The 22,827-nt window shown below is 45.3% G+C and carries 16 protein-coding genes; 7 read left to right on the forward strand and 9 right to left on the reverse strand.

Annotated elements, in window-relative coordinates:
* Position 1: 1 nt before the first annotated feature.
* The 8 genes from HDC91_RS13010 to HDC91_RS13045 all read right to left on the reverse strand — a co-directional run bounded on the left by HDC91_RS13010 (position 2) and on the right by HDC91_RS13045 (position 16,105).
* Complete coding sequence (locus HDC91_RS13010; protein WP_183552832.1) at positions 2-1,222, reverse strand: AGE family epimerase/isomerase; 1,221 nt, start codon at positions 1,220-1,222, stop codon at positions 2-4.
* Between the two features lie 3 nt (positions 1,223-1,225).
* Positions 1,226-2,410 (reverse strand): glycosidase, encoded by a 1,185-nt coding sequence (locus tag HDC91_RS13015; RefSeq protein ID WP_183552833.1) that lies wholly within the window; start codon positions 2,408-2,410, stop codon positions 1,226-1,228.
* An 8-nt stretch (positions 2,411-2,418) separates the two neighbouring features.
* A complete protein-coding gene (locus HDC91_RS13020) occupies positions 2,419-4,266 on the reverse strand; it encodes a sodium:solute symporter family protein (protein ID WP_183552835.1) in 1,848 nt (615 codons plus the stop codon).
* Positions 4,267-4,377: 111 nt separating this feature from the next.
* Positions 4,378-5,253: an AraC family transcriptional regulator gene (locus HDC91_RS13025; RefSeq protein WP_162430624.1), complete on the reverse strand. Its 876-nt coding sequence runs from the start codon at positions 5,251-5,253 to the stop codon at positions 4,378-4,380.
* 166 nt (positions 5,254-5,419) lie between these two features.
* Positions 5,420-6,496 carry an IPT/TIG domain-containing protein gene (locus HDC91_RS13030; protein ID WP_183552837.1) on the reverse strand — a complete coding sequence of 359 codons (1,077 nt, stop codon included), beginning with the start codon at positions 6,494-6,496 and terminating at the stop codon, positions 5,420-5,422.
* A 27-nt stretch (positions 6,497-6,523) separates the two neighbouring features.
* Positions 6,524-8,140 (reverse strand): RagB/SusD family nutrient uptake outer membrane protein, encoded by a 1,617-nt coding sequence (locus HDC91_RS13035; RefSeq protein WP_183552839.1) that lies wholly within the window; start codon positions 8,138-8,140, stop codon positions 6,524-6,526.
* Positions 8,141-8,158: 18 nt separating this feature from the next.
* Entirely contained in the window at positions 8,159-11,314 is a 3,156-nt protein-coding gene (locus tag HDC91_RS13040) for a TonB-dependent receptor (RefSeq protein ID WP_255476723.1), read from the reverse strand.
* Positions 11,315-11,950: 636 nt separating this feature from the next.
* Positions 11,951-16,105 carry a two-component regulator propeller domain-containing protein gene (locus tag HDC91_RS13045; RefSeq protein WP_183552841.1) on the reverse strand — a complete coding sequence of 1,385 codons (4,155 nt, stop codon included), beginning with the start codon at positions 16,103-16,105 and terminating at the stop codon, positions 11,951-11,953.
* A 363-nt stretch (positions 16,106-16,468) separates the two neighbouring features.
* Here HDC91_RS13045 and HDC91_RS13050 point away from each other — a divergent pair, with 363 nt between their 5' ends.
* The 7 genes from HDC91_RS13050 to HDC91_RS13080 all read left to right on the forward strand — a co-directional run bounded on the left by HDC91_RS13050 (position 16,469) and on the right by HDC91_RS13080 (position 21,167).
* Entirely contained in the window at positions 16,469-17,278 is an 810-nt protein-coding gene (locus tag HDC91_RS13050; RefSeq protein ID WP_183552843.1) for an ABC transporter permease, read from the forward strand.
* A 4-nt stretch (positions 17,279-17,282) separates the two neighbouring features.
* A complete protein-coding gene (locus HDC91_RS13055) occupies positions 17,283-18,056 on the forward strand; it encodes an ABC transporter ATP-binding protein (RefSeq protein WP_183552845.1) in 774 nt (257 codons plus the stop codon).
* A 17-nt stretch (positions 18,057-18,073) separates the two neighbouring features.
* A complete protein-coding gene (locus HDC91_RS13060) occupies positions 18,074-19,063 on the forward strand; it encodes an MlaD family protein (RefSeq protein WP_162430618.1) in 990 nt (329 codons plus the stop codon).
* 127 nt (positions 19,064-19,190) lie between these two features.
* Entirely contained in the window at positions 19,191-19,661 is a 471-nt protein-coding gene (locus HDC91_RS13065; RefSeq protein ID WP_183552847.1) for a hypothetical protein, read from the forward strand.
* Positions 19,662-19,924: 263 nt separating this feature from the next.
* Entirely contained in the window at positions 19,925-20,407 is a 483-nt protein-coding gene (locus HDC91_RS13070) for a sigma-70 family RNA polymerase sigma factor (protein ID WP_183552849.1), read from the forward strand.
* A complete protein-coding gene (locus HDC91_RS13075) occupies positions 20,404-20,901 on the forward strand; it encodes a hypothetical protein (RefSeq protein WP_183552851.1) in 498 nt (165 codons plus the stop codon). The genes HDC91_RS13070 and HDC91_RS13075 overlap by 4 nt, the downstream gene beginning before the upstream one ends.
* 110 nt (positions 20,902-21,011) lie before the next feature.
* Positions 21,012-21,167 carry a hypothetical protein gene (locus tag HDC91_RS13080; RefSeq protein WP_183552853.1) on the forward strand — a complete coding sequence of 52 codons (156 nt, stop codon included), beginning with the start codon at positions 21,012-21,014 and terminating at the stop codon, positions 21,165-21,167.
* On the opposite strand, the gene HDC91_RS13085 is transcribed toward HDC91_RS13080, so the two are convergent.
* Positions 21,160-22,698 (reverse strand): alpha-N-arabinofuranosidase, encoded by a 1,539-nt coding sequence (locus tag HDC91_RS13085; protein ID WP_183552855.1) that lies wholly within the window; start codon positions 22,696-22,698, stop codon positions 21,160-21,162. The genes HDC91_RS13080 and HDC91_RS13085 overlap by 8 nt on opposite strands.
* Positions 22,699-22,827 lie beyond the last annotated feature (129 nt).

The raw sequence follows: 22,827 nt of genomic DNA on the forward strand, positions 1-22,827 counted from the left end.
GTTACTGTCTGCTTATTCGTTTAATTAATTCGATACATGCCCTGCTGTTATGATAAGGGCATTTCCAGATACCGGCTTTGTCTTCGGTGTGCATCACACTGCCATCAGCATAAACGCCCCAAAACCATTCGCCGTTCTGAATATCTAATATGTGTTGCTTAACGAAAGCCCAATTTCGGAGCGACAGCTCAAGATATTCCTTGTTGTTACTTATTTGCCAGGTGTTATAAAAGCCTACCATAGCTTCGGCCTGTACCCACCAGTGTTTTTCTTTTATCAGGTGGCCCTCGGCTGGTTCGTACTCGTACCAAAGGCCGCCATCTGTATCTAATCCTTGCTTGGTTGCATCGCTTACTTTGATGCAAACGCTTTTTACTTTTTCTGTTAATTCGTGATGTTCAATAGCTTCGGCTGCTTCCAAAAGCAACCAGGTGGCCTCGATATCATGCCCGTACGACACCGTGTCCCCTTTTTTATTCCAGTCCTCATCAAAAAACAATACCAGGTGGTTGGTCTCACTATCAATGACATGGTCAAGAAAGTTATTTATCAGCGTTTCTATCTGTATTCGCAGTCCTCCATCCGGCCAGATACTATACAGCGTAGTGTAGGCTTCCAACACATGCAGGTGGGTGTTCATGCTCTTTTTCTCGTTGGCATCCTTGGCGCTCAGGCGCAGGTCGGCTATTGGTTGCCACTCTTTTGTAAAGGCTTCCAGATAACCGGTGCGCTGTGTGTCGTAGCTTTTATCTACTAAAACCCTATATAGCTCCACCGCGTAATCTTTTGCTTCGCCTGCGCCGGTTGCTTTAAAATATTCGCTCAGCGCATAAATGGTAAAAGCCGATGCGTAAACCTGCTTTTTGGTATCGAGCGGGTTACCCAGATGGTCAACCGACCAATAAACACCGCCAAACTCAGCATCAATAAAATGATTAATAATGTACTGATAAGCCCTATTGGCCATTGCCAGATAGCGCTTATCGGGATCTAGGTTATACGCAGCCGAAAAGCTCCATAGGATTCGCGCATTCAGCACAGCGCCTTTAGGCGAAGCCGGGATAACATTATTATCGTTATCTATCCTGCCGTAAAAACCGCCGTATTGCTCATCCACCGTGTTGGCCATCCAGTAATTAAGGATGTTGGCCAGCTCGGCAGTAAGTTCCTTTTCATAGGTTGCCTGCTGATCGTTAAAGCTATGCTCCGCCCCCGTTTCCATCACTTATTGTACCGCTAAAAGGCTTTTATTTTTATTGATGATGCTGTTAATAGTATTAACCGATGCCGCCGATCGCAGGCCATCTGCCGGGGTGTTCATCACATAATCCAGCAATTTATCAACCGTTGTGGTAGCCACATGCATGCGTGTATCTGACGATGCGTAGTAAATAAACACCTTTCCGTCCTCGTCCGCTATCCAGCCGTTGCAAAAGGCCACATTCGATACATCCCCAATACGTTCTATACCCTCTGGTGCTAAAAAATAACCGCCGGGCTTATAAATAACCCTGGTCAGGTCGTTCAAGTCGGTCATGAACATATAAAGTGTATAGCGCAAGCCCGCCGCGGTATTACGCACGCCGTGTGCCAGGTGCAACCAGCCTTTAGCCGTTTTTATTGGCGCGGGGCCCTGCCCGTTCTTGGCTTCGTAAACGGTGTGGTATTGCTTATTGTCAATAATAGCCTCATGGTCGATCACGGCATTTTCCATGCTATCGCAGAGGCCAAAACCTATACCGCCGCCTTTACCCGCGCTGATAAAGCCATCCTGCGGGCGGGTGTACAATGCGTATTTGCCATTCACAAACTCGGGATGCAAAACCACGTTACGCTGCTGCGGCGAATTTGTTTGCAGGTCGGCAAGGCGTTCCCATTTAACCAGGTCTTTTGTACGGGCAATGCCGCAGGCGGCTATGGCCATGCTCTGGTCGTGCGCAGGGGCCTCGGGGTCGCGCCTTTCGGTGCAGAACAAGCCGTAGATCCAGCCATCTTCGTGGGCGGTAAGGCGCATATCGTACAGGTTGGTATCAGGCTCTTGGGTTTCAGGCATGGTAATGGGGTGTTCCCAAAACTCAAAATGATCTATCCCGTTAGGGCTTTCCGCTATCGCGAAGAACGATTTACGGTCGGCCCCCTCAACCCTAACCGCCATTACATATTTGCCATTGAACTTAATGGCCCCGGCATTAAATGCCGCGTTAATGCCAAAGCGTTCCATCAGATAGGGGTTGGTATCAGGGTCAAGGTCGTATTTCCAGCACAGGGGCGCGTGCTGCGCGGTAAGTACCGGGTATTTATAACGGTCGAAAACACCGTTGCCCAGCCCGTCAACCTCGTTATTTATATCGATCAGCTTCGCGTATGCTTCCTCTAATCCTGCTAATCTGTCTTTAAATTGCTGTGTCATTTTTTATGTTAGTATTCTTTTAGTTTATCCCACCATGTTCTTTTCAGTATCACCATCATTACCGCCAAAATAGCTACAGTAACTAATAAGGATGTTTTTTGCCATAGTACCAGGTACATAGGCAGTATAGTTAAGCAGCACTGTGCAATAGTGCCTACCACAACGTTGAACATGTTTAACTTAAAATTTTTGTTAGGCTGAAACGATGGGTCGTTTGCTATCGCGATATTTTTAACCGGTTCCCAAAAGCCCCATGGCCTTACGTTGGTGTAAAAAGATTGCAACACGGCCATATCCGTTGCCGGAGCGGCGTACGAACCGATAATTGAGCCCGCCAGCGATACCAGGAACAGCACCGGGAACCAAAACAGTAATTGCCCTTCGGGGATGTAGCCGAACTTTACCAGCAATGAAAATAGCATAGCACATAAGATACCCGCAAGCATACCCCAGAAAAAGCCATTGGCATTAAAGCGCCACCAATGCCATTTAAGCACATTGGAGGCGATGTACCCCCCGTATAGGGCCGATACTATCCATTGCAGTACGCTGTTGATATCTTGTACAAAAAAGCCAAGTATCACACCTACCGCTACCACAATTATCCCAACCACGTAGTTCATGGTGATGATCTTTTTTGTGGATGCCGCGGGGTTTACATATTTAATGTAAATATCATTTACGATGTACGCCTGCGCGGCATTCATGGTGCCGCTAAAGGTGCTCATAAATGCGCCCAGCAAACCGGCAAGCAGCAAGCCAACTAAGCCAACCGGCAAAAAGTTATTGATAACAGCAGGCAATATCCGTTCAAAATCGATATTACCCGTACCATCTGCCAGGTTCATCTGTCGGTAGTATATTAAACCTAAGGCGGTTAAGCTGATGATCAAAGTATAACGGATAGGCAGCAGGATAACGCTTACAAATCCGTTCATTTTGCTGGCCTCTTCGGGCGAGCGGGTCGAAAGGATCTTTTGCATATCATAATTCGGCGCGGGGCCCGCAAGCGCCGCGAAGAACCCCTTAAAGGTCATCATCATAAAAAAGTACGCGAACAGCGAATAACCGTCGCTCTTTATTTTTTGGTTAACCTCGGTGATGATACCCGACCAGTTTAGGCCCAGGTGTTTGCCAAAAAACGGCGTGTACCAGCCGTTGGGTACGTTTAAATGATTACTGCTTAACTGGCCCGCCGCTATAAAGCCTATCCATACGCATGCCACCGTCATAATGCCGTACTTGATCATGTCACCCGTAACAATGCTGTGCATTCCCCCTAAAATGGAGTAAAACATGGCAAAGAGCGTAAAGATGATACCGTAAATATGCGGTACATACTGCGGCGCTACATCAAAGGGGACGTAATCTTTGATCAGATTCCACGGCACAAATATCTCGATGAATTTACCCAGGCCTATAAAGCCGTAGGCCATAAAGCCCAGGCAACTTAACAGCGCAAATGCTATTACTACCAGGTGCGAACTGGTTACGCCTGCGCCGGTTTTTCCAAAGCGGGTTGCAAGCCACTCGGCGCCGGTAGTAGCATTTGAACGGCGCAGCCAACGCGACAGGTACATCATCAAAAATACCTGGTTAAATACCGGCCACAGCCACGGGATCCAGATACTCTTCATGCCATACACAAAGCACAGGCTCACCATCCACATAGTGCCGCTTATATCGAACATATCCGAAGCATCGCTTAAACCCAGTTTATACCAGGGCAGACTTTTGCCGCCAAGCATATAACTGTCTTTATTTTCGCGCGCTTTTTTACGATACCAAAAGCCGATAAAAATGGTGCTGAGCAGGTACAGTACAATAATGGAAATATCTATTAGAGATAATCTCATTGATTAAAGTTTTGTAAATATTGGTGCCTGCTAAAATAGACGATTTAATTACCCCTTATGTAATACTATTTTAACCTTAAATTTATTATTAGGTACTTTTAGTCCCTAAAGTCATATAAAAACGCGGTTACCGGTATAGGTTTCCCGGAACTCCTTTGGTATGCAAAACTTTTTGCGCTTAAAGATGCGGTTAAAGTTGGAGATGTTATTAAAGCCGCATTTGTAGGCTATTTCTGCCACGGTGGTGGTACTGTCTATCAGCATGCGCGAGGCATGGCCAAGCCTTATCTCATTAAGGCTATCGATAAAAGTTTTACCGGTGCGTTTTTTGATGAACCTGCTGAAGGATGCTTCGGGCATATTGGCTATACGGGCTACTTCGGCCAGGCTTACCTGCTTATTGTAGTTTGTATTCATGTACTCGAATACCTTTTCTATCCGCCGGCTGTTGTAGTAAAACTTATCGTTGGTAAAGCTCGGATCCGACAAGGTTTTCATATTGCGCGAGATTGAAAGGTCGTGCAATATGGACAACAACTCTAATACACCATCAAACCCATTCTTTTTATCAAGCGATAACAACCTGTCTTTAAGCGCGATAATGGTTTCAGGCGAAAAGGCTATCCCCCTTTGCGATCGCTCCAGCATGCTCTTTACAAAGCTTAGCTGGTTACGCCGTAAAAATTTTTCATCGAAAAGATCTTTATGAAATTGTATGGTTACTTCGTTTATTGCCTCGCTTTTGCACTGGTGCGTAAACCAGGCATGGTAAAGGTTTGGACCTACAAGCACCAGTTCCAGATCGTCTATAACTTCGATATGCCCGCCTACTACGCGTTTGGCGCCGCCGGCGTTGAGTATAAGATTCAATTCATATTCTTCGTGGTAATGAAGCGGAAAATCGAACTTATTTTTTACACGCGAAAAAATAGTAAAACAATCGCTTGGGGTAAGCGGCGTTATCTCACGCATAACATTATTTGGCATAGTAGTAATTACTGTTTTTGTCCACTAACGAATATTGATACGAATTTAACATTAATTGTATAAATATTTAATTGTTAACACTGTTCCTTTTCCTCACATCAAAAAATACAGTAATGATATTAACCGGCCGGCAGGTGTTGGGCCACCTGCCGGTTCGGTTAAGGTATTACTGGTTTACAATAATCACATCATCAAAATAAAACGTCTCATCCTGGTCGTTAGGGCCTTTAATCCAAAAGCCTATAGTATTAAGGGTATTCCCTGTGCTCCATAACGCGGCGGTGGATACCGGGATCTTGAAGTAGGTCCAAACGTTTGCCGGGATGGTAAGCGGCGTAGTTTCGTCGTTATTGCCATATCCTTTAGGACGTTTATCGGCGGTAAGGTAGAGGGTATAATCCTGCGAGGCGCCTTTAACCCAAAAGCTAAGGTACTGATACTCGGGCTTAGAAGCCAGGCCGGGCCACCAGTTTGAAAACCCATCGGCAGACCAGTTACCTTTTGCGTATGTGGCTGCAAAAGATGAAGTACCGGATTTTGATACCGTGGTAGATATAGTTGCCGGGCCCCATGAGTTGTTAGCCCACCCGTCGGAACCGTAGCCGTCTGTAAATATTTGGTAGGCCATATCCAGGTTCTCAAATACCTGCGTAGTAGTTATAGGGCCGGTAGCATTGGTTATTTCTAACGGCGCCCCGGGTACGGTACTGTTTGCGGGCATCCTGATAACCATCTCTTTTTTGGTTTGCGATACGATGGTTATGTTATCATTAAACCCTTTAAACTTCACCGAGGTAACATCTGCAAGGTTGTTGCCGGTGATGGTAATTTCGGTATTGCCGGTAAAGTTGTAGTTTGATACCGTTGATATTACCGGCAACGCGATAACGTTGAAGTTTACCAATATCTGCTTACCAATTTTATTGGTAATAATGATGTTTTGTTGCCCGCCGTTTGCCGTATCAGGTACGCGGAAGATAAGGGCGTTATCGGTGTTAAAAACCGTATTGAACGGTGCAGGCACACTGCCTTTTTCAAACACTACCGATTGTATTTCGCCGAGGCCGCTCCCCGTAAGCGTTAAAACATCGCCGCCTTTAGCTGAATCGGGCTCAATTTTATCCGCCTTTGGGTTTGATGATGCCGCAGCCGGCTTTTCGTTTTCTTTGGTACAAGATGTGATGACAGATGCCCCCGCAATAAACGCGAACAGTACCATCCATAACTTAAATATATTTTTCATGATCAATAATGATTTATACGTTATCATTTATTTATAATAATCAACAGCCGGTTCAAGTAGTTTAGGATCCTGAACGGTTTCTGACTGCGGGATCGGTAAAAACAACTGCGCTTCAGAATTTAAGGTCGCCTTAAAGCTGGTAAGGTGCCCGTTACCGTCAACCGTGCCACGCTCCTGCGTCGCTATGATCTGCTTTGCTTTAGCAAAACCCTGGCGTTGTATATCAAACCAGTAATCGCCTTCAAAGGCAAACTCCACCTTACGTTCATGTAAAATATCATCCATGGTGATACTGGTTAAGCTGGTTAACCCTGCCCTGTTATGAACCATGTTGAATGCTTTTAGCGCCTGTGCATCAGATGTTGAACCACCGCCTGCCAAAACCGCTTCGGCATAAATAAGCAACACATCGGCATAGCGCAAAATATAGGTAGGCATGCTGGTATGGCCATCAGGCGTAACCGGCTCGTTGGCGCGGTTAGGACCAACTATATATTTCTGAATATTTGAACGTGTGCCGGTAAATATAAAATGGTCATCAGTTTTTCTGCCGGTGGTATCATAAGTAAAACCATTCGGGAAATTATCGTTCACCCATTCGTCTTTATGAAAGCCCTGCTGCATTACCGACCACCCGCGCCTTTTATCGGCGGTTTCGTAACCTGTAGCCGGGTCAAGCATATCAAACGAAGGCACTACTGCCGAGTACCCGTTACCTCCTGTTGGTTTGGGATGCACCAGCGGCTGAGGAGCGGCATAGATAGAGAAACGGTTACCACCGTTCCAGCCCATTGCAGCCAGCCACCTTAACGAGAAGAGGTTCTCTTTATTTTTTACGTTAGCTACTGTTGATGATGTAAACATGGCGTTGTAGTCAGGGTTCAATCCTACTTCGCCTGCACCTGCACCGTTAGCGTAATCAATAACTTGTTTGGCTTTTGCAGCCGCGTTAGGGTAATCTTTAAGATACAGGTACACTTTAGCCATCATACCCAGGGCTGCATATTTTGTTACGCGGCCATCCTGCGCGGCAACTTCGGGCAGGTTATCTGCCGCTGCCTGAAGGTCCTCCAGGGCAAATCGCAACACATCCTTCTGGTGATACTTAGGCACCAGGTAAGCGCCGGGTTTGGTAAGGTCTAAAGGGTTATCAACTATTGGCGCATCGCCAAAAGCACGGCCAATGTAGAAATAGGCGAAACCGCGTATAAAGCGGGCTTCGGCAATGCCCCTGTCAAGGTACGCGGTGTTATCGCCACCGCCAAGCAGATCTTTCTTTGTTTTGAATGTTTGTATCAGTACCGATGCCTGGCCTGCTGCCTTGTAGCACGAGTTCCAGGTGCTTGACACCAGCCCGTCGGTACTTTGGATATTAAAATTGTAAAACGAGTTGTACTGGTCGTTACCTTGTGTACCGGTAACGGTGCCACCCAACAGGTCGCCTACCGATGTAAAAGCTTTGTCGAACCAATCGCCCCAAACAGCATTATATAAAATACCGGTAGCGCCGTTTACCTGCTCGGCATCGTTATAGTAGTTATCTGTTGTAGGCCCGGTGGTTGATGGATGGTTAAGGAAATCCTTTTTACACGCGATACCAAAGCAAGCTATCGCACCCAACAGGAATATTATCTTTCTTTTCATTTTGCTTATTTTTTATAATTAAAACTGAACATTGGTACCAAACGTAAATGTGCGCGGTATCGGGTAGTGGCCGTTATCCACGTTCATAAACCCAACAGTACTGTTTATGGCACCTAACTCAGGGTCGTACCCGGTGTATTTGGTAAAGGTGTACAGGTTTTGTACCGATGCGTAAAGCCTTACCGATGCAATTTTAAGTTTGCTCATGATGCTTTTTGGCAGGTTATAACCCAATGCTACATTCTGTATGCGCAGGTACGATCCGCTCTCGATATACCTGTCAGATATCCTGGTGTTGTTGTTGGTCCACTGGTTATACCTTGGCATATTTGTTTCGGTATTTGTATCCGTGTACCTGTTAAGCACGGTAACCAACTGGTTGTTGTTTGAATTAGACATGGCTTCGGTTTGCCTGCGGGTATAATTAAATATCTGGCCGCCGTAACTGCCGTACAAGAACACCGAAAGGTCCACACCTTTATAGCTAAACGTATTGGTAAAGCCGTAAGTGAATTTCGGGTTAGGGTCGCCTATTACACGTGCGTCCTTATCGTTGATAATGCCATTGCCATCAAGGTCCTTATAACGGATATCACCCAGCCATAACGAACCCGGCGCAACAGTTAAACCTGCCGGAATAGGGCCCGCGGCCAGTTCTTCCTGGCTTTTAAATAAACCATCGGTTACAAAGCCGTAGTAGCTGCCTATAGGACTGCCCGGTGCGGTCAACGATACCAGGTTGCTGGTGCCGTATTCGTTAAATATGCCGGTTAATGTAGCTGTAGGGTTATTTAACCTCACCAGTTTGTTTTTGTAATGGCTAAACGTAAGATTGGTTTTCCAATTGAAATCCTTGTTGCGGATGTTGTACGATGTGATACCGATATCAATACCCGTATTGGTCATTTCGCCGGCATTGGTAATTGGCGACTGGATGTCATTCCAGTTGGTGCCCAAGCCCGAGAACGATGGCAACTGGCTTGCCAAAAGCATATTGGTGGTGATCTTTTTGTAAACATCTACGGTTAATTCGGCTTTGCCGCTTAAGGTAGTAAGGTCGATACCCGCGTTGTATGTTTTTACAGATTCCCAGCCTAGATCTGGGTTAGCCACATTGAACGGAAGGCTGCCCGGGCCAAAAGGCGCGGTGCCAAATAGTTGAATGTTTGATACAAAGGCATTTGCAGAAGTGCTTTGGTTACCTACCTCGCCATAACCTAAGCGCACTTTTAAATAACTTAAGTTTTTAAGGTCTTTCAGGAACTCTTCATTTGTAGCTGTCCACGATGCCGAAACCGCAGGGAAGGTTCCCCACCTTTTGCCGGGCCCAAAGCTTGACGACCCATCGCGGCGGATAGTACCCGATATGGCATACCTGTCGTTAAAGGTATAGCCTGCACGTGCAAAGTACGATTCCATACTCCAGGTGCCTGCACCTGCGCCGATGCCTTGTGTAAGGTCGGCCAAGCCGGCGTTTAATGACGGCAGATTTGCTACCAGTCCGTTACGATTGGCATTGATGTAATCGTAATCCGACCGTTGAACCTCGTGACCCAATGTTGCACTTACGCTATGCTTACCAAATGAGCGGTCAAAATTCAGAAAGTTCTTTACATCCCAATACAAGCTTTGGGTGCGTTGCTCGCGGATGCGGCTCGGCGAAAGGATAACGTCGCCGGTAATGCTGTTTTCCAGGAACGGCTGAAACGCCCGGTCGCTTTCCAGGTTAAAGTTGTAGTTAACCTCGTTACGTAAGGTTAGGCCTTTTATAATTTTCACTTCGGCATACAGCGCGCCTAAAGCTTTGCTATTAGCCGTACGTACATCACGGTTTTGTGCCAATGTAACCGGGTTGTTGGTAAGGTTTATCTGGTATCCGCCCACATTGGCATTGGTAATGTAGTTACCATAAATATCACGCACAGGCGATACCGGCGTATTATACAATACGGTACTGGTAACTGCGTCAAACCCATCGCTTAAGCCGATTTGCTGGCTGCTTTTTGACATGTTGGTTGTTAAACCCGTCTTTAACCAGTTGTTTACCTGGTGATCTATACTCGCCCTTACGGTGTACCTGTCGAACCCGGTTTTAATAAGCGTACCGGTTTGGTTTAAGTAACCGCCACTAAAGTAAAACTGCGTTCTATCGGTGCCGCCCGATACTGATAACTGGTGGCTGGTAACAACGCCACGCTGGTAGATCTCGTCCTGCCAATCGGTTCCGCGGCCTAATACCGATGGATCCCTGAACTCCAGGGTGCTGTCAAGTCCGCTTCCAGGTACCGCACGCACTTCGTTAACCAGCGAGTTACGGTATTCGGCATATTGCCTTAGGTCCATTACCTTCAATTTTTTTGGTATTTCCGAAAAACCTACATAGGCATCGTAATTTAGTTTACTCTGGCCTGCCTTACCGCGTTTGGTATTGATGATAACTACACCGTTTGCACCGCGCGAACCATAAATTGCCTGCGCCGAAGCATCTTTCAAAATATCGATAGATTCGATATCAGATGGACTAAGTGTAGCCAAAACGCTCTGCCCTGTTTGCCCCGAACCGCCGCCCAGGAAATCCTGGTTAAGGCTGTTGTTATTATTGCTGGCAAACTGTACACCATCTATTACATATAATGGCTCGTTTGAACCGGTAGCGCTGGTTATACCACGCACACGTACCGAAACGCCGCCACCAGGCTGGCCGGAGTTATTCATTACAGTTACACCGGCCACCTTGCCCTGTATAGCCTGGTCAACACCGGCAACGGGCAGGTTCTTGATATCCTTTTCGCTAACCGATGAAATAGACGAGGTAATGTCAGCCCGGCGGATGCTGCCGTAGCCAATTACCACCACCTCGTTAAGCGAGGTGTTTGATGCCTTTAATTTAGCATCAATGGTGGTTTGGCCGTTTATGGCGATCTCGCGCGTTTCGAGCCCGACAAATTTGAACACCAGCACCCTTGCCGTTGGCGCAACCGTAATGCTGTACCTGCCGTTAACATCGGTTACGGCAACACCTTTGCCATCTTTAACAGATACGGTAACGCCGGGCAGGGCGCCGCCATCGTCTGTTACTGTTCCTTTGATCACCGTGCCCCCGGTTTGCGCCATGGTTGTAGCGCAAATGAGGAAGGAGGCAAACAGCAATGCTATTCGTAGAATTTTTCCCATAATAAGTAATTAGTTTTTGGTTGGTTTATATTGATTAAATTGGTGTACGTGGTTTATTAATTCGCTTGCCGTAAAGGCCGCGGCAGCTTTACTGCGGCATGTAACAGCACCTGCATTTGTTCAAAAAGTATTTAAAAACTGGTTAATTGGTTTATATAATCGGGCCGCGGCAATTGCTGCCGGTGCATTATTGATTATTCAGGGGTTAAAATTATATGCTATTGAAACCCCTGTTGTGGATATATAGGGGCACAAATGTCAACTCAAATTAAAATACTGATTATCAATAATTTAATTATAATTAAATGCACTTTACAGTTATTAAATTACATATGTGCACCCCACTAGGTAGTCTGTTCACTTTATAAAGTGGTTAAATAGTATTATGCAATAACAGCTTGAGGCGTTAAATTTGCATGAATGCTTTGTATAAGAATGTATCAACCCGCAGGAGCAAGTAAGTTTGGCTAAGACAGTTTGAGATGCTGTCATCCGTTGGGGAAAGCCAACGGCAATGAAGGATAGTTAAGCTTCACTACTTATGGAAGCTGGTAAGAAATATCGAAGACCGAATTTTGAATTTCGAATAATGAAGATACCTTCGCTGTTAGCATTCGATATTAATTCTAACAATATCTACTCAGTAACCCTCTCGCCATAGCGCGACGGGATGGTGTTAAATTCTGCTTTGAAAGTTTTAACAAAGTACTTCTGGCTTTTAAAGCCCACTTTGTGGCATATCTGCGAAATGGTGAGATGACCTGTACCAAGCAGTTGTGCAGCCCGTTTAAGGCGCATTTGCCGAACCAGTTCATTCGGGGTTTTGCCGGTCATTTGCAGGATTTTTTTGTAAAGGGTATACCTGCTAACGCACATTTCGCTGCTCAGTTCTTCTACCGAAAAATTCGGGTTAGAAATATTGTTATCTATCTGCACCAAAACCTTTTTTATGAACACCTCGTCGGGCGAATCAACGTGCATTTCTGTTGGCTTTGCTTCTACCTGTTTCTGATAGGTTTTTCGCATATACTCCTGCTGACTAAGTATATTTTTGATCTTAGACAGCAATATCTCGAAGTTAAAAGGCTTAGTCATATAATCGCTGGCGCCGGTGCCCAGGCCTTTAAGCTGCTGCTCTTCGCCTGCCATGGCGGTAAGCAGTATCACCGGGATGTGCGATGTGCGGGTATCGCTTTTTATTTTTAAGCACAAGTCGATGCCGTTCATTTCGGGCATCGCAATGTCACTTACTACCAGGTTGGGGTGTTGGGCAAGGGCCTTTTGCCAGCCCTTTTTGCCATTTTCGGCCTCTATGATATTAAATGCGTCCTTTAAGTTATCCTTGATATAAAACCGGAAATCGTCATTATCTTCTACCAAAAGCACGGTTGGCTTTTTGCCGTCGCGCAGTTCCCTTGTGGTCACCGTTTTTTGACTATCAATATTCAATATCGCGTCGCCCGCATGCTGCAAAAGTACAGGCGTATCGGTAAATAAGCCTTTATCCAGCGCCTGCAACGGCAGCAAAACTGTAAAACAACTGCCCTGATTAAATTCACTCTCCACGGTTATCTCGCCGCCATGCAGGCGCACAAACTCCCTGGTAATAGATAAGCCTATTCCGCTGCCCTGGTTCAGCATAGAGCCGGGGAGATCGTTCTGGAAAAAGGGTTCAAAGATTCGGTCGAGCTTATCGTTACGAATACCTATTCCTGTGTCTATTACCTTAATTTCTAACTGGTGCTGCAATATATCATCACCGTTTTTAAAGTACATCAACAAGCTTACATGGCCACCCTCGTGCGTAAATTTATAGGCGTTGGAGAGCAGGTTGAACATAATGCGCTCAATTTTATCATGGTCAAAGGTGGTGTGAAACTCATCCACCTCGGCATCAAATACAAACCTTATACCTTTTTGCTCGGCTACATCTGTAAACGAATGCGCCAACTCGCTGACAAAGCCGATGATATCCCCGGGTCTGGTATGCAGCTTTAGTTCCTGGTATTCCATCTTTCGGAAATCGAGCAGTTGGTTAACCAGGTTTAGCAGGCGCTTGGCATTGCGATTTACCAACAAAAGCTGTTTTTGTATATCGGGTTCCTGTGTTTGTTTAATGATCTTATCAACCGGGGCCATAATAAGCGACAACGGCGTGCGGAACTCGTGACTGACATTGGTAAAGAACTTTATCTTCATCAGGTCAAGCTCGTGCAGGCGCTGCGTCTCTTCGCGCTCTTTTTCCAGTAAAAATTGCGCGCGTATCTTCTGGATACCCCTATGCCGCAGGTAAAACAGCGCTCCAACAAATGCCAATGCATATAACAGGTAAGCAACGGTGGTTTTCCACCAGGGGGGTAATATGGTAACGTGCAGGGCTATTTCTTTACTGGCCCAAAAACCCGGGTTTGATGCTCGTACTTTAAAGGTGTAATCCCCGGCGTCTAGGTTGGTGTAAACCACCTTGCGGGTAACGTTATCAGCGGTTATCCAGTTCTTATCAAATCCCTGCATGCTATATTCAAACTTCACCTTATCCGCATCAAAATAATTAAGTGCGGCAAACTCCACCCCAAAAACATTCTCGTTATGTTTCAGCACAACCGAGGTTGTGTTGGCAATGGCATTGGTAAGAATGACCTTTCCGTATACCTTTTCGCCAACGGCAATACTCTTGTTAAACACCTGGAAATCGGTAAAAACCAATGGCGGTACATTCCTGCTGGTGCGCAGGCTCACAGGCTTAAATATGTTAAATCCGTTGCCGCCGCCAAAGATCATTTCTCCGCTGCGGGTTTTATAGGATGCGTTTGCTGTAAACTCACGGCCCTGAAGACCGTCACGCTCGTTATAGTTTATAAACCTGAAGCTTATTTTATTTGCCCCCCGCGTTACAATAATATTTGACAGGCCGTTAGGCGTGCTTGCCCAGATGTTGTGATTGTCATCCTCGCGCAGTTCTATAACCGTATTGTCGGGCAGGCCGTCCTTGTGGGTAATATTAGTAAACTTTTGTTTGATAGGGTCAAGTACACTGATGCCCTCGCGTGTACTGATCCATATCAGCCCGCTGCTATCCTCTAAAATATTATTGGTATTGTTATTTACTACACTATTGGGGTTTTTGTCGTCATGTATATAATGCATGAACTTATTGGTTTTCCTGTTCAGTACATCAACCCCGAACGAGGTAACCACCCACAAGTTTTTGCGCCTATCCTCTAACAGCGCCGCTATATAATTTGAATAAAGCGACTGCTGATCACCCGGTTTCAATCGGTAATGTTTAAAGGTATCTGTTTTACGGTCAAGCAGGTTAAGGCCGCCGGCAAGGGTACCCACCCAAAGGTTATTATCAGAGTCTTCCAGGATTGACCATACACGGTCTTCAGATAAACTACCCGGCTGCGCGTCGTTATGGCGGTAATGTTTAAAAGTTTTGCCGTCAAAGCAGTCAAGGCCTCCAAAATAAGTACCTATCCAAAGCTTTTGCTCATGGTCGAGGCACATGCTTACAATTACATTGTTAGTAAGGCTGGCGGGGTCGGCAGCGTTGTGCAGGTATTTTTTAAAACTGCCATCTTTACGATTAAAATAGACCAATCCGCCGCCATTGGTACCCAGCCACAGGTTACCATACCTGTCTTCAACAAATTTATTCACATCGCTGAAGCTAAGGCTTCCCGGGTCAGACAGGTGATGCGTATAAAGCGGGAATTTGATGATGCTTTCGTGGTAATAGCTAATGCCACGCTTGTAGGTACCTACCCAAATAATGCCTGTATCATCCTTATACAAAAGGATGATGCTGTTTTGCCCTATTGTTTTGGTATCGTCCTCGCGGTTGGTAATGTATTTGATCTTAAAGTCTTGTTTGCTTAACAGGTTCACACCACCGTGGTCGGTGGCTATCCAAATCCTGTTCTTGTCGTCCTGTATCAGGTTCGATACCACATTTGTATTTAACCCATCCGGGCCGTTTCCCTTATCAATATGCTTAAAAACACTTTGATTGGCATTAAGGTAATAAACACCCGATGAATATGTGGGCACAAAAGCCCAGACATCGTCCTGCGCGTCAATAAAAACCCGGTAGCCAGTGTTCAGTCCCGGCGGCAGCGGACTCAATTGTTTTCTATAGTTTACGCGATAATTTACCGGGCTCATACGCTCTAACACACCTTTGTTGTAAACCAGCCAGATATTCCCCTTTGAATCGGATGCAAGGTCAACCACTGCGTTGCTATTTATCGAGCCATTTAAACCCGGCCTATAACTGATACGCGTGGTTTTTTTTGCTGACGGCTGATACCTGTAAAGGCCTGAGCTGGCATTTAAAAACCAAAAATTACCGTTTCGGTCCTTTTTTACGGCCGTGAGCCCCATAGCGGGGACATGTATAGAATTGAGGTATTGCCCTGTATTATGGCTGAACCGGTCTGTTTCCGGGTCGTAGATATTGAAGCCGTTACGGGTCTCTATCCACAGCTTATTATCAGGGCCTTCGGCAATCGTAACTATAAAGTCGTCATTCAGGCTGGTGGTATCACCCTCAATATGTTTGTAAACCTTAAATTTATAGCCATCGTAACGGTTTAGCCCCGAAAGCGTGCCAAACCACATAAAACCCTTGCTATCCTTTAAAATGGTGTTTACCTGGTTATGCGACAGACCATCGGTAATATCTAACCGGGAAAATTGAAACTCGTTAGTTTGCGCATATATATTTGCCGCTGTAAACAGTATTGTAACTGCAAGCACTAATCCCCTGTATTTCCTTCTCGCCTTCACGGTATAATAAATGGTGTATCATAATGCCGCAGCGTACAATACAATGGTTTAATTGGTAGTTGCAATATAAGTGGTGAATCAAAAGTACCCAAATTAAAAAGTACACTATAATACTATTTTTACATTTCTTGATAGCCGCTTAACAATGAAAACGCCTGTTTCGAAAGTATATAAGCAGATATCCGGGCTTTTGACATGATACTTTTATTTCAAATCTGACAAACTTTACAAGGCTTTTGAAAAACGTTTAAAAAGTTCTCGTAACGGCTTTAGCAATTTATTACATTCCGGTGAACATCTTTTAAAACAATTTGGGCTGTAGGTTTATCTATATCTTACTTTAGTTATACCTTTGCCAAATTAATGGATAGCGTAGATAATTCAACCAGGCCCGCCCAATCGCGTATCAAAAAAACGCAGAACAAACTAGCTGCTTTTTTTTTAATGCTGCACAGGGTGTATGCTTTTGTGATGCGTTTTTTTAAAGAAGTGCTTGTGCCCCCTTACGAATTTAAAGAGGTGGTGCGCCAGTGTTACGAAACGGGTGTACGGTCGTTTACATTGATAACGTTAACCGGTTTTATTGTCGGGGTTATATTTACCAAACAAAGCCGCCCGTCGCTCACCGACTTTGGAGCGACATCCTGGCTGCCTTCGCTGGTATCTATCGCCATCATGAAAGCGCTTGCGCCGCTGGTTACCGCGCTTATTGCAGCCGGCAAGGTAGGCTCAAGCATTGGTGCCGAATTGGGATCTATGCGGGTTACCGAGCAGATAGATGCCATGGAAGTATCGGGCACCAAGCCGTTTAAGTTTTTGGTATGCACGCGTGTTATAGCCACAACCATTACTATACCTCTATTAGCTACATATACCGCTTTTATTGCCCTAATAGGCGGGTATTTGAACGTAAGCCAAAACGAGGGCACCAGTTACAGCGTTTTTATGGAGCAGGCTTTCGAGCCTTTAACCTTTATCGATTTTTGGGCGTCGCTTAGTAAGGCCATTATTTTTGGTTTTACCATCGGCATAGTAGGCTGCTACCAAGGGTATAACTCGACAAAAGGCACCGAAGGTGTGGGTAAAGCAGCAAACGGCGCAGTTGTTACGGCCATGTTCCTGGTGTTTATTGAAGAAGTTTTAATTGTACAGATAGCCGGTTGGTTCCGCTAATATCATGAAGAAGGAAAAGGCACATATCGATAAGAACAACACGGTCATCAAGATCAGGGGGGTAGAAAAATCCTTTGCTGACTATGATGTGCTGCGCGGCATAGACCTTGACCTTTACCAGGGCGAGAACCTTGTGGTGCTGGGGCGTTCGGGCACGGGTAAATCGGTATTAATTAAACTCATATCGGGTCTGCTAACCCCTGATGCGGGCACAATTGAGGTTTTGGGTAACGAGGTTACCACCATATCGCAACACGCGCTGGAAGAGCTACGTATACGCATAGGGTTCTCTTTTCAGAACAGCGCCCTTTACGACAGCATGACCGTTCGCAAGAACCTGGAGTTCCCACTGGTGCGTAACCGTAAAGGTATCACCCGTAAAGAAATAAATACCGCGGTTGAAACCGTTTTAGATGCTGTGGGTCTGTCGCAAACCATTAACCAAATGCCGGCAGAACTATCGGGCGGGCAGCGTAAACGCATTGGTATTGCCCGTACGCTGATACTGAACCCGGAAATAATGCTTTATGACGAACCCACTGCAGGGCTCGACCCCATAACCTGTATCGAAATAAACGACCTGATAAACGAGGTGCAGCAGCGGTATCATACTTCGTCTATCATTATTACGCACGACCTTACCTGCGCTAAGATGACCGGCGATCGTATCGCTATGCTTTTGGACGGCCAATTTCAGCGGGTTGGAACTTTTGACGAGGTGTTTGCCACTAAAGACGAGCGGGTAAAACCATTTTATGATTATAATTTTGTACAATAGATATTAGTACCCCATATATGGATACAGCAGAAAATAAAAGATCAATAATAGTAGGCGTTTTCGTCCTGCTTGGCGTGGCCGTGTTTGTAATTGGCGTGCTTACCCTTGGCGGGCAGCAAAAAACATTTGTAAAAAGCATACATATCAGCTCGATATTTAACGATGTATCGGGCTTGAAAAAGGGCAACAATGTTTGGTTCTCGGGCGTTAAAGTGGGCACCATTAAAAACATAAACTTTACAGGTCCGGGCCAGGTTGATGTGGTCATGAGCATTGATGCCAGCACACAGCAATATATACACCGCAACGCCGGCGTACGTATAAGCAGCGACGGTTTGATTGGAAATAAGATAATAGTGATAGATGGCGGCAGCCCGCAGGCACCTGCTGTGCAGGATGGCGACGTATTGCAGTCAGAGAAATTGTTATCAACCGACGATGTAATGAAAACCCTGCAGCAAAATAACCAAAACCTGCTGGCCATTACTACCGATTTTAAGCAGCTGAGTAAACAGATACTGGCCGGAAAAGGTACTGTAGGCACTTTATTGGCCGATAGCAGTATGGGTATGCAGTTGAGGCAAACCATGCGCAACCTGCAGGCAGCCACACAAAACGCGGCCAAAATGTCGGCGCAATTAAACAACTTTAGCAATAAAATGAACACTAAGGGTGGTTTTGCCGATAACGTGCTTACCGATACAGTTACATTTAACCGCATACGCGCGTCGGTTACACGCTTAAAAGAGGCGGCGGATAATGCAACCATCTTAACTGATAACCTTAATAAAGCCAGTAATAAGCTAAACACTACCGATAATGCTATCGGTGTTTTATTGAACGACCCTAAAGCGGCGGTAAAAGTGCAAAGTACTTTAGATTATTTGCACCAAAGCTCGGTTAAACTTAATGACGACCTTGAAGCTGTACAGCATAGCTTCCTGCTTAAAGGCTTCTTCAAGAAAAAAGACAAAGCGAAGCAGGATAGTATCAAGAAAGCAATGTAAAATTTAAAAGCGATGTGAAAACACCGCTTTTTTGTTTACCGTGGCAATTGGTTAACCGCCCACTACCTGTTTAAACCAAACCATCTGAGCTTTTCGCTGTTCCTTCAAAACATCAACAGGAACAGATATGGGCAATTACAGGAAACCGGTTTGGCAAACATTAGGTTTAGGGGCAGTGGCCGGTGTGCGGGCAAGCGCGGCACCTGCAATAGCCAATTATTATAGTAACGGGTATTATTCCAGTCCGTTAAAAATTGTGCGCTTTGCACAATCGCCCATAACCAGTTTAGCCACATCGCTATTCTCTGCGGTAGAGAGAGAAAGAAACCGGTCAGGCAAAAGGACTCAACATATAGATGTACGACAATTAGGTCTTCACATTGCTTCGGGCGCTTTTGCAGGAGCGGCTATCTTTAAGAAAAACAAACAAAGCATGTTCAAAGGAATGCTGATTGGCGGGACAGCCGCGCTGATAACCGGCGTTGCGGGCTTTTACCTGCGTAGGCACGCCAATAAACTTCCGGATACTGCCAGCCAGTTTGTGGGAGCTTTTCAAGACGCGTTTGCATACAGCACCGGTATCGCCTTGGTGAAATAGTTACTCAGTTAACTTGGGTGGCTACCTTTTATCAGGTGGCAACACCTGGTATCTTCTGAAGCAGGTATTCAGGTAGCCGGGCAAACTAAAGTCATCAGCGGTGACCCACCCGATGACTGATTTAACTTAAATTAACATTTAACCGCAGCACAAATATTCTTTAAAGGAGTATAAAATAAATCTGCTAAAGAAATTTTTTTAACCAAATGTTTTTTAATTAGATTTAAAGCGTATTACAAGCCCTAACAAAACATTGATTAAACTTGAAACAGCAGGTAACCCAATCTGAAACTTCATTACCTGTAATAAAGCAACTTAAACATAGTTTATATACTAACTATGCAGCCATGCTATTAGGCTTTTTACAGGAGGCTATAAATGACCCGCCGGCGGCCGAACGCTACCTGGTTGAAGTTTTTAACGATTTACAGCCGTCAGATATAGAACACATTACGGCTCCGGGTGCAAATTCTTTTTGCCGGTTACAGCTATTTACCCGCAAAAAGCTTGCATATATTTATGAAACCGACGGTTTTAAAAGTAACGGTAAGCCCGGTGTTCCTACAACCCTCACCGGCAACAAACTAGTTAATATAATGAGCACAGAGCAGCAGCATGTTTTTTACGGCGTATACTATCAAGGCAAATCTATATCTGCCCTCGCTACTGAATTAAATATGCCTGTAGCAACTGTACGGCAATTATTGAAGGATTCGATCACTCTAATCAGAAATAAACCGCTATGATACAAGAGTATATAAATAGCGGCATATTAGAAGCATATGTATTGGGCTCGGCTTCACCCGAAGAGGTAGACGAACTGTTACATATGAAAGCCGAATACCCTGAGGTGAGCGCTGCCCTGCGCGAACTGGAAACTGATATGGAACGTATTGCCCGGCATATGGCAGTTATACCCCCTCACCGCACCTGGGAGAAAATAGCAGACCATATTGATGAGCTGATGCGCCAAACCAACAAGCCCGCTCAGAATATTGATTCCCAGGGAGATAAATATAAAAATTTCGGCAGGCGCGATAGCGGCGGTCCGCAGTACATTGAGGTAGAAGCCGAATCGAACCACATGAAGGTTCATAAGGTATGGAAGACCATTTTTATAGGGGTATTTATACTTGGCAAGGTGTTTTTGGCCTGCGCCATTTATTTTTACCTGGAAAACCGGCAGGCCCAGCAGCAGCTAAAAGATTTGAAGATCGAGTTGCGGCAACTCAAAAAATGACCGCTTTTTTTAGAAAATTCTTGAAATTTTTAAACTTTTTTGCGGGTTAATTTGAAGTTTTATAAACTTTTTACAGAGCCATAAGTTTTATAAAAGAGGACGCATGAATCATGGAAACTTCACCAAAAAAAACAACACGGTCAAAAAATGAAACCAAACCCTCTGCCGGGGATAAGGAATTGAAAACCGATTTCCCGATGAGTGAAAAGGACGAGGTTAAAAAGGCCGAGCAGCGTACAAATAAACCGGTAAAAAAAACTACTTAAGCTCCAGCATTACCACCGACTTTGCCGGAAGCGTTATCGACAAATTATCTCCAGCTTTTTTTGCCCCTGCGAAATTACGTATCGATAATTTTGAGGGCTGCTGAAACGTGTTTATATCCGTGATATTTTCCGAAGTTAAAACTTGACCGCTAACAGTTGCCCACTTTATATCCGTTAGCTTTGCAGTTACTGTTACCGTTTTGTTCATATCTAAATTAACCAGCGAAATATGCGTCCGGCCGCTTGCGTCCTGCGATGCGGATACGTTAACCGCAGGGATGGTTTTGCCGCCAACCGTATAATCGGGCGATTGCAGCTTAATGGGTAAATATTTGCCATCCTGATGCACTTTATACATATCAAATACATGATAAGTTGGGGTAAGCAGCATTTTGGCTTTATCAGTAAGTATCAGAGCTTGCAATACATTTACCGTTTGGGCCAGTTCGGCCATTTTGATGCGATCGCAATGGTTATTAAATATATTTAGCGTGGTAGCAGCTATGAGCGCGTCGCGCAGGCTGTTTTGCTGATACAAAAAGCCCGGATTGGTATTAGGTTCCGGATCTGTCCACACCCCCCACTCGTCAACTACCAGGGCTACCCGTTTTTCCGGGTCATACTTATCCATAATTGCCGAATGCTTGTTTACCAGCTCCTCCATTTTAAGGCAGTTTAGCATGGTATTAAAATATTCGGCTTCAGTAAATTTAGTGGCCGAGCCTTTTTTGTTCCAGTTACCGGTGGGTACGGTATAGTAATGCAACGATAAGCCCCACATGGTGCCCAATGGGATCCTTTTCATGCACACTTCCGTCCAGTTATAATCGTCGGCGTTGGCGCCGCTGGCTATCTTTTTCAATGGCGAACCAGGATAATCCTTAGCGTATGCCGCATACCTTTTAAACTGATCCGTATAAAATTCAGGGGTCATCGATCCGCCGCACCCCCAGCTTTCGTTCCCTACGCCCCAAAAGCTTACTTTATAAGGCTCGGGATGGCCGTTGCGGGCGCGTAGCTGCGCCACGCTGCTTTTGCTGTCAGAGTTAAGGTACTCTATCCATTTCGACATTTCTTCTACTGTGCCGCTGCCAACATTACCGGCTATGTACGGTTCGCAATTCAGCAGCTTGCACAAGGCTAAAAACTCATGTGTCCCAAAGCTGTTGTCCTCGGTAACGCCGCCCCAGTTGGTATTAACCATTTTAGGCCGTTGCTCGCGCGGGCCAATACCGTCGCGCCAGTGGTACTCGTCAGCAAAACAACCACCCGGCCACCTTAGGTTCGGGATATTTATCTTTTTTAATGCGTTAACCACATCCAGACGGATACGGTCCTGCTTTTTAACCGACAAGCTTTTGTCTACCCAAAAACCACCATAAATACCCCGGCCTAAATGTTCGGCAAACTGCCCGTAAATATGCCGGCTAATGGTGTGCCCGTTATTATTTGCTATAGTTACGCTCGCAGTGCTTTGTGCAACAACTACCGACTGATAAAACACAAATAGTACAAGTAAAAGATTTTTCATACTGGTTATAGCTGTAGCTGGTACATTCATAAACTTAGCGTTTTTTATGCAAAAATCAATAAGGCTCCCATCAGTGACGGCGAGGCTTATTTACACCAGGCAACGGGCTTTTTTTTAAGCCCTTAATAA

It is taken from the genome of Mucilaginibacter sp. AK015, from assembly GCF_014200785.1.
Lineage (GTDB): Bacteria > Bacteroidota > Bacteroidia > Sphingobacteriales > Sphingobacteriaceae > Mucilaginibacter.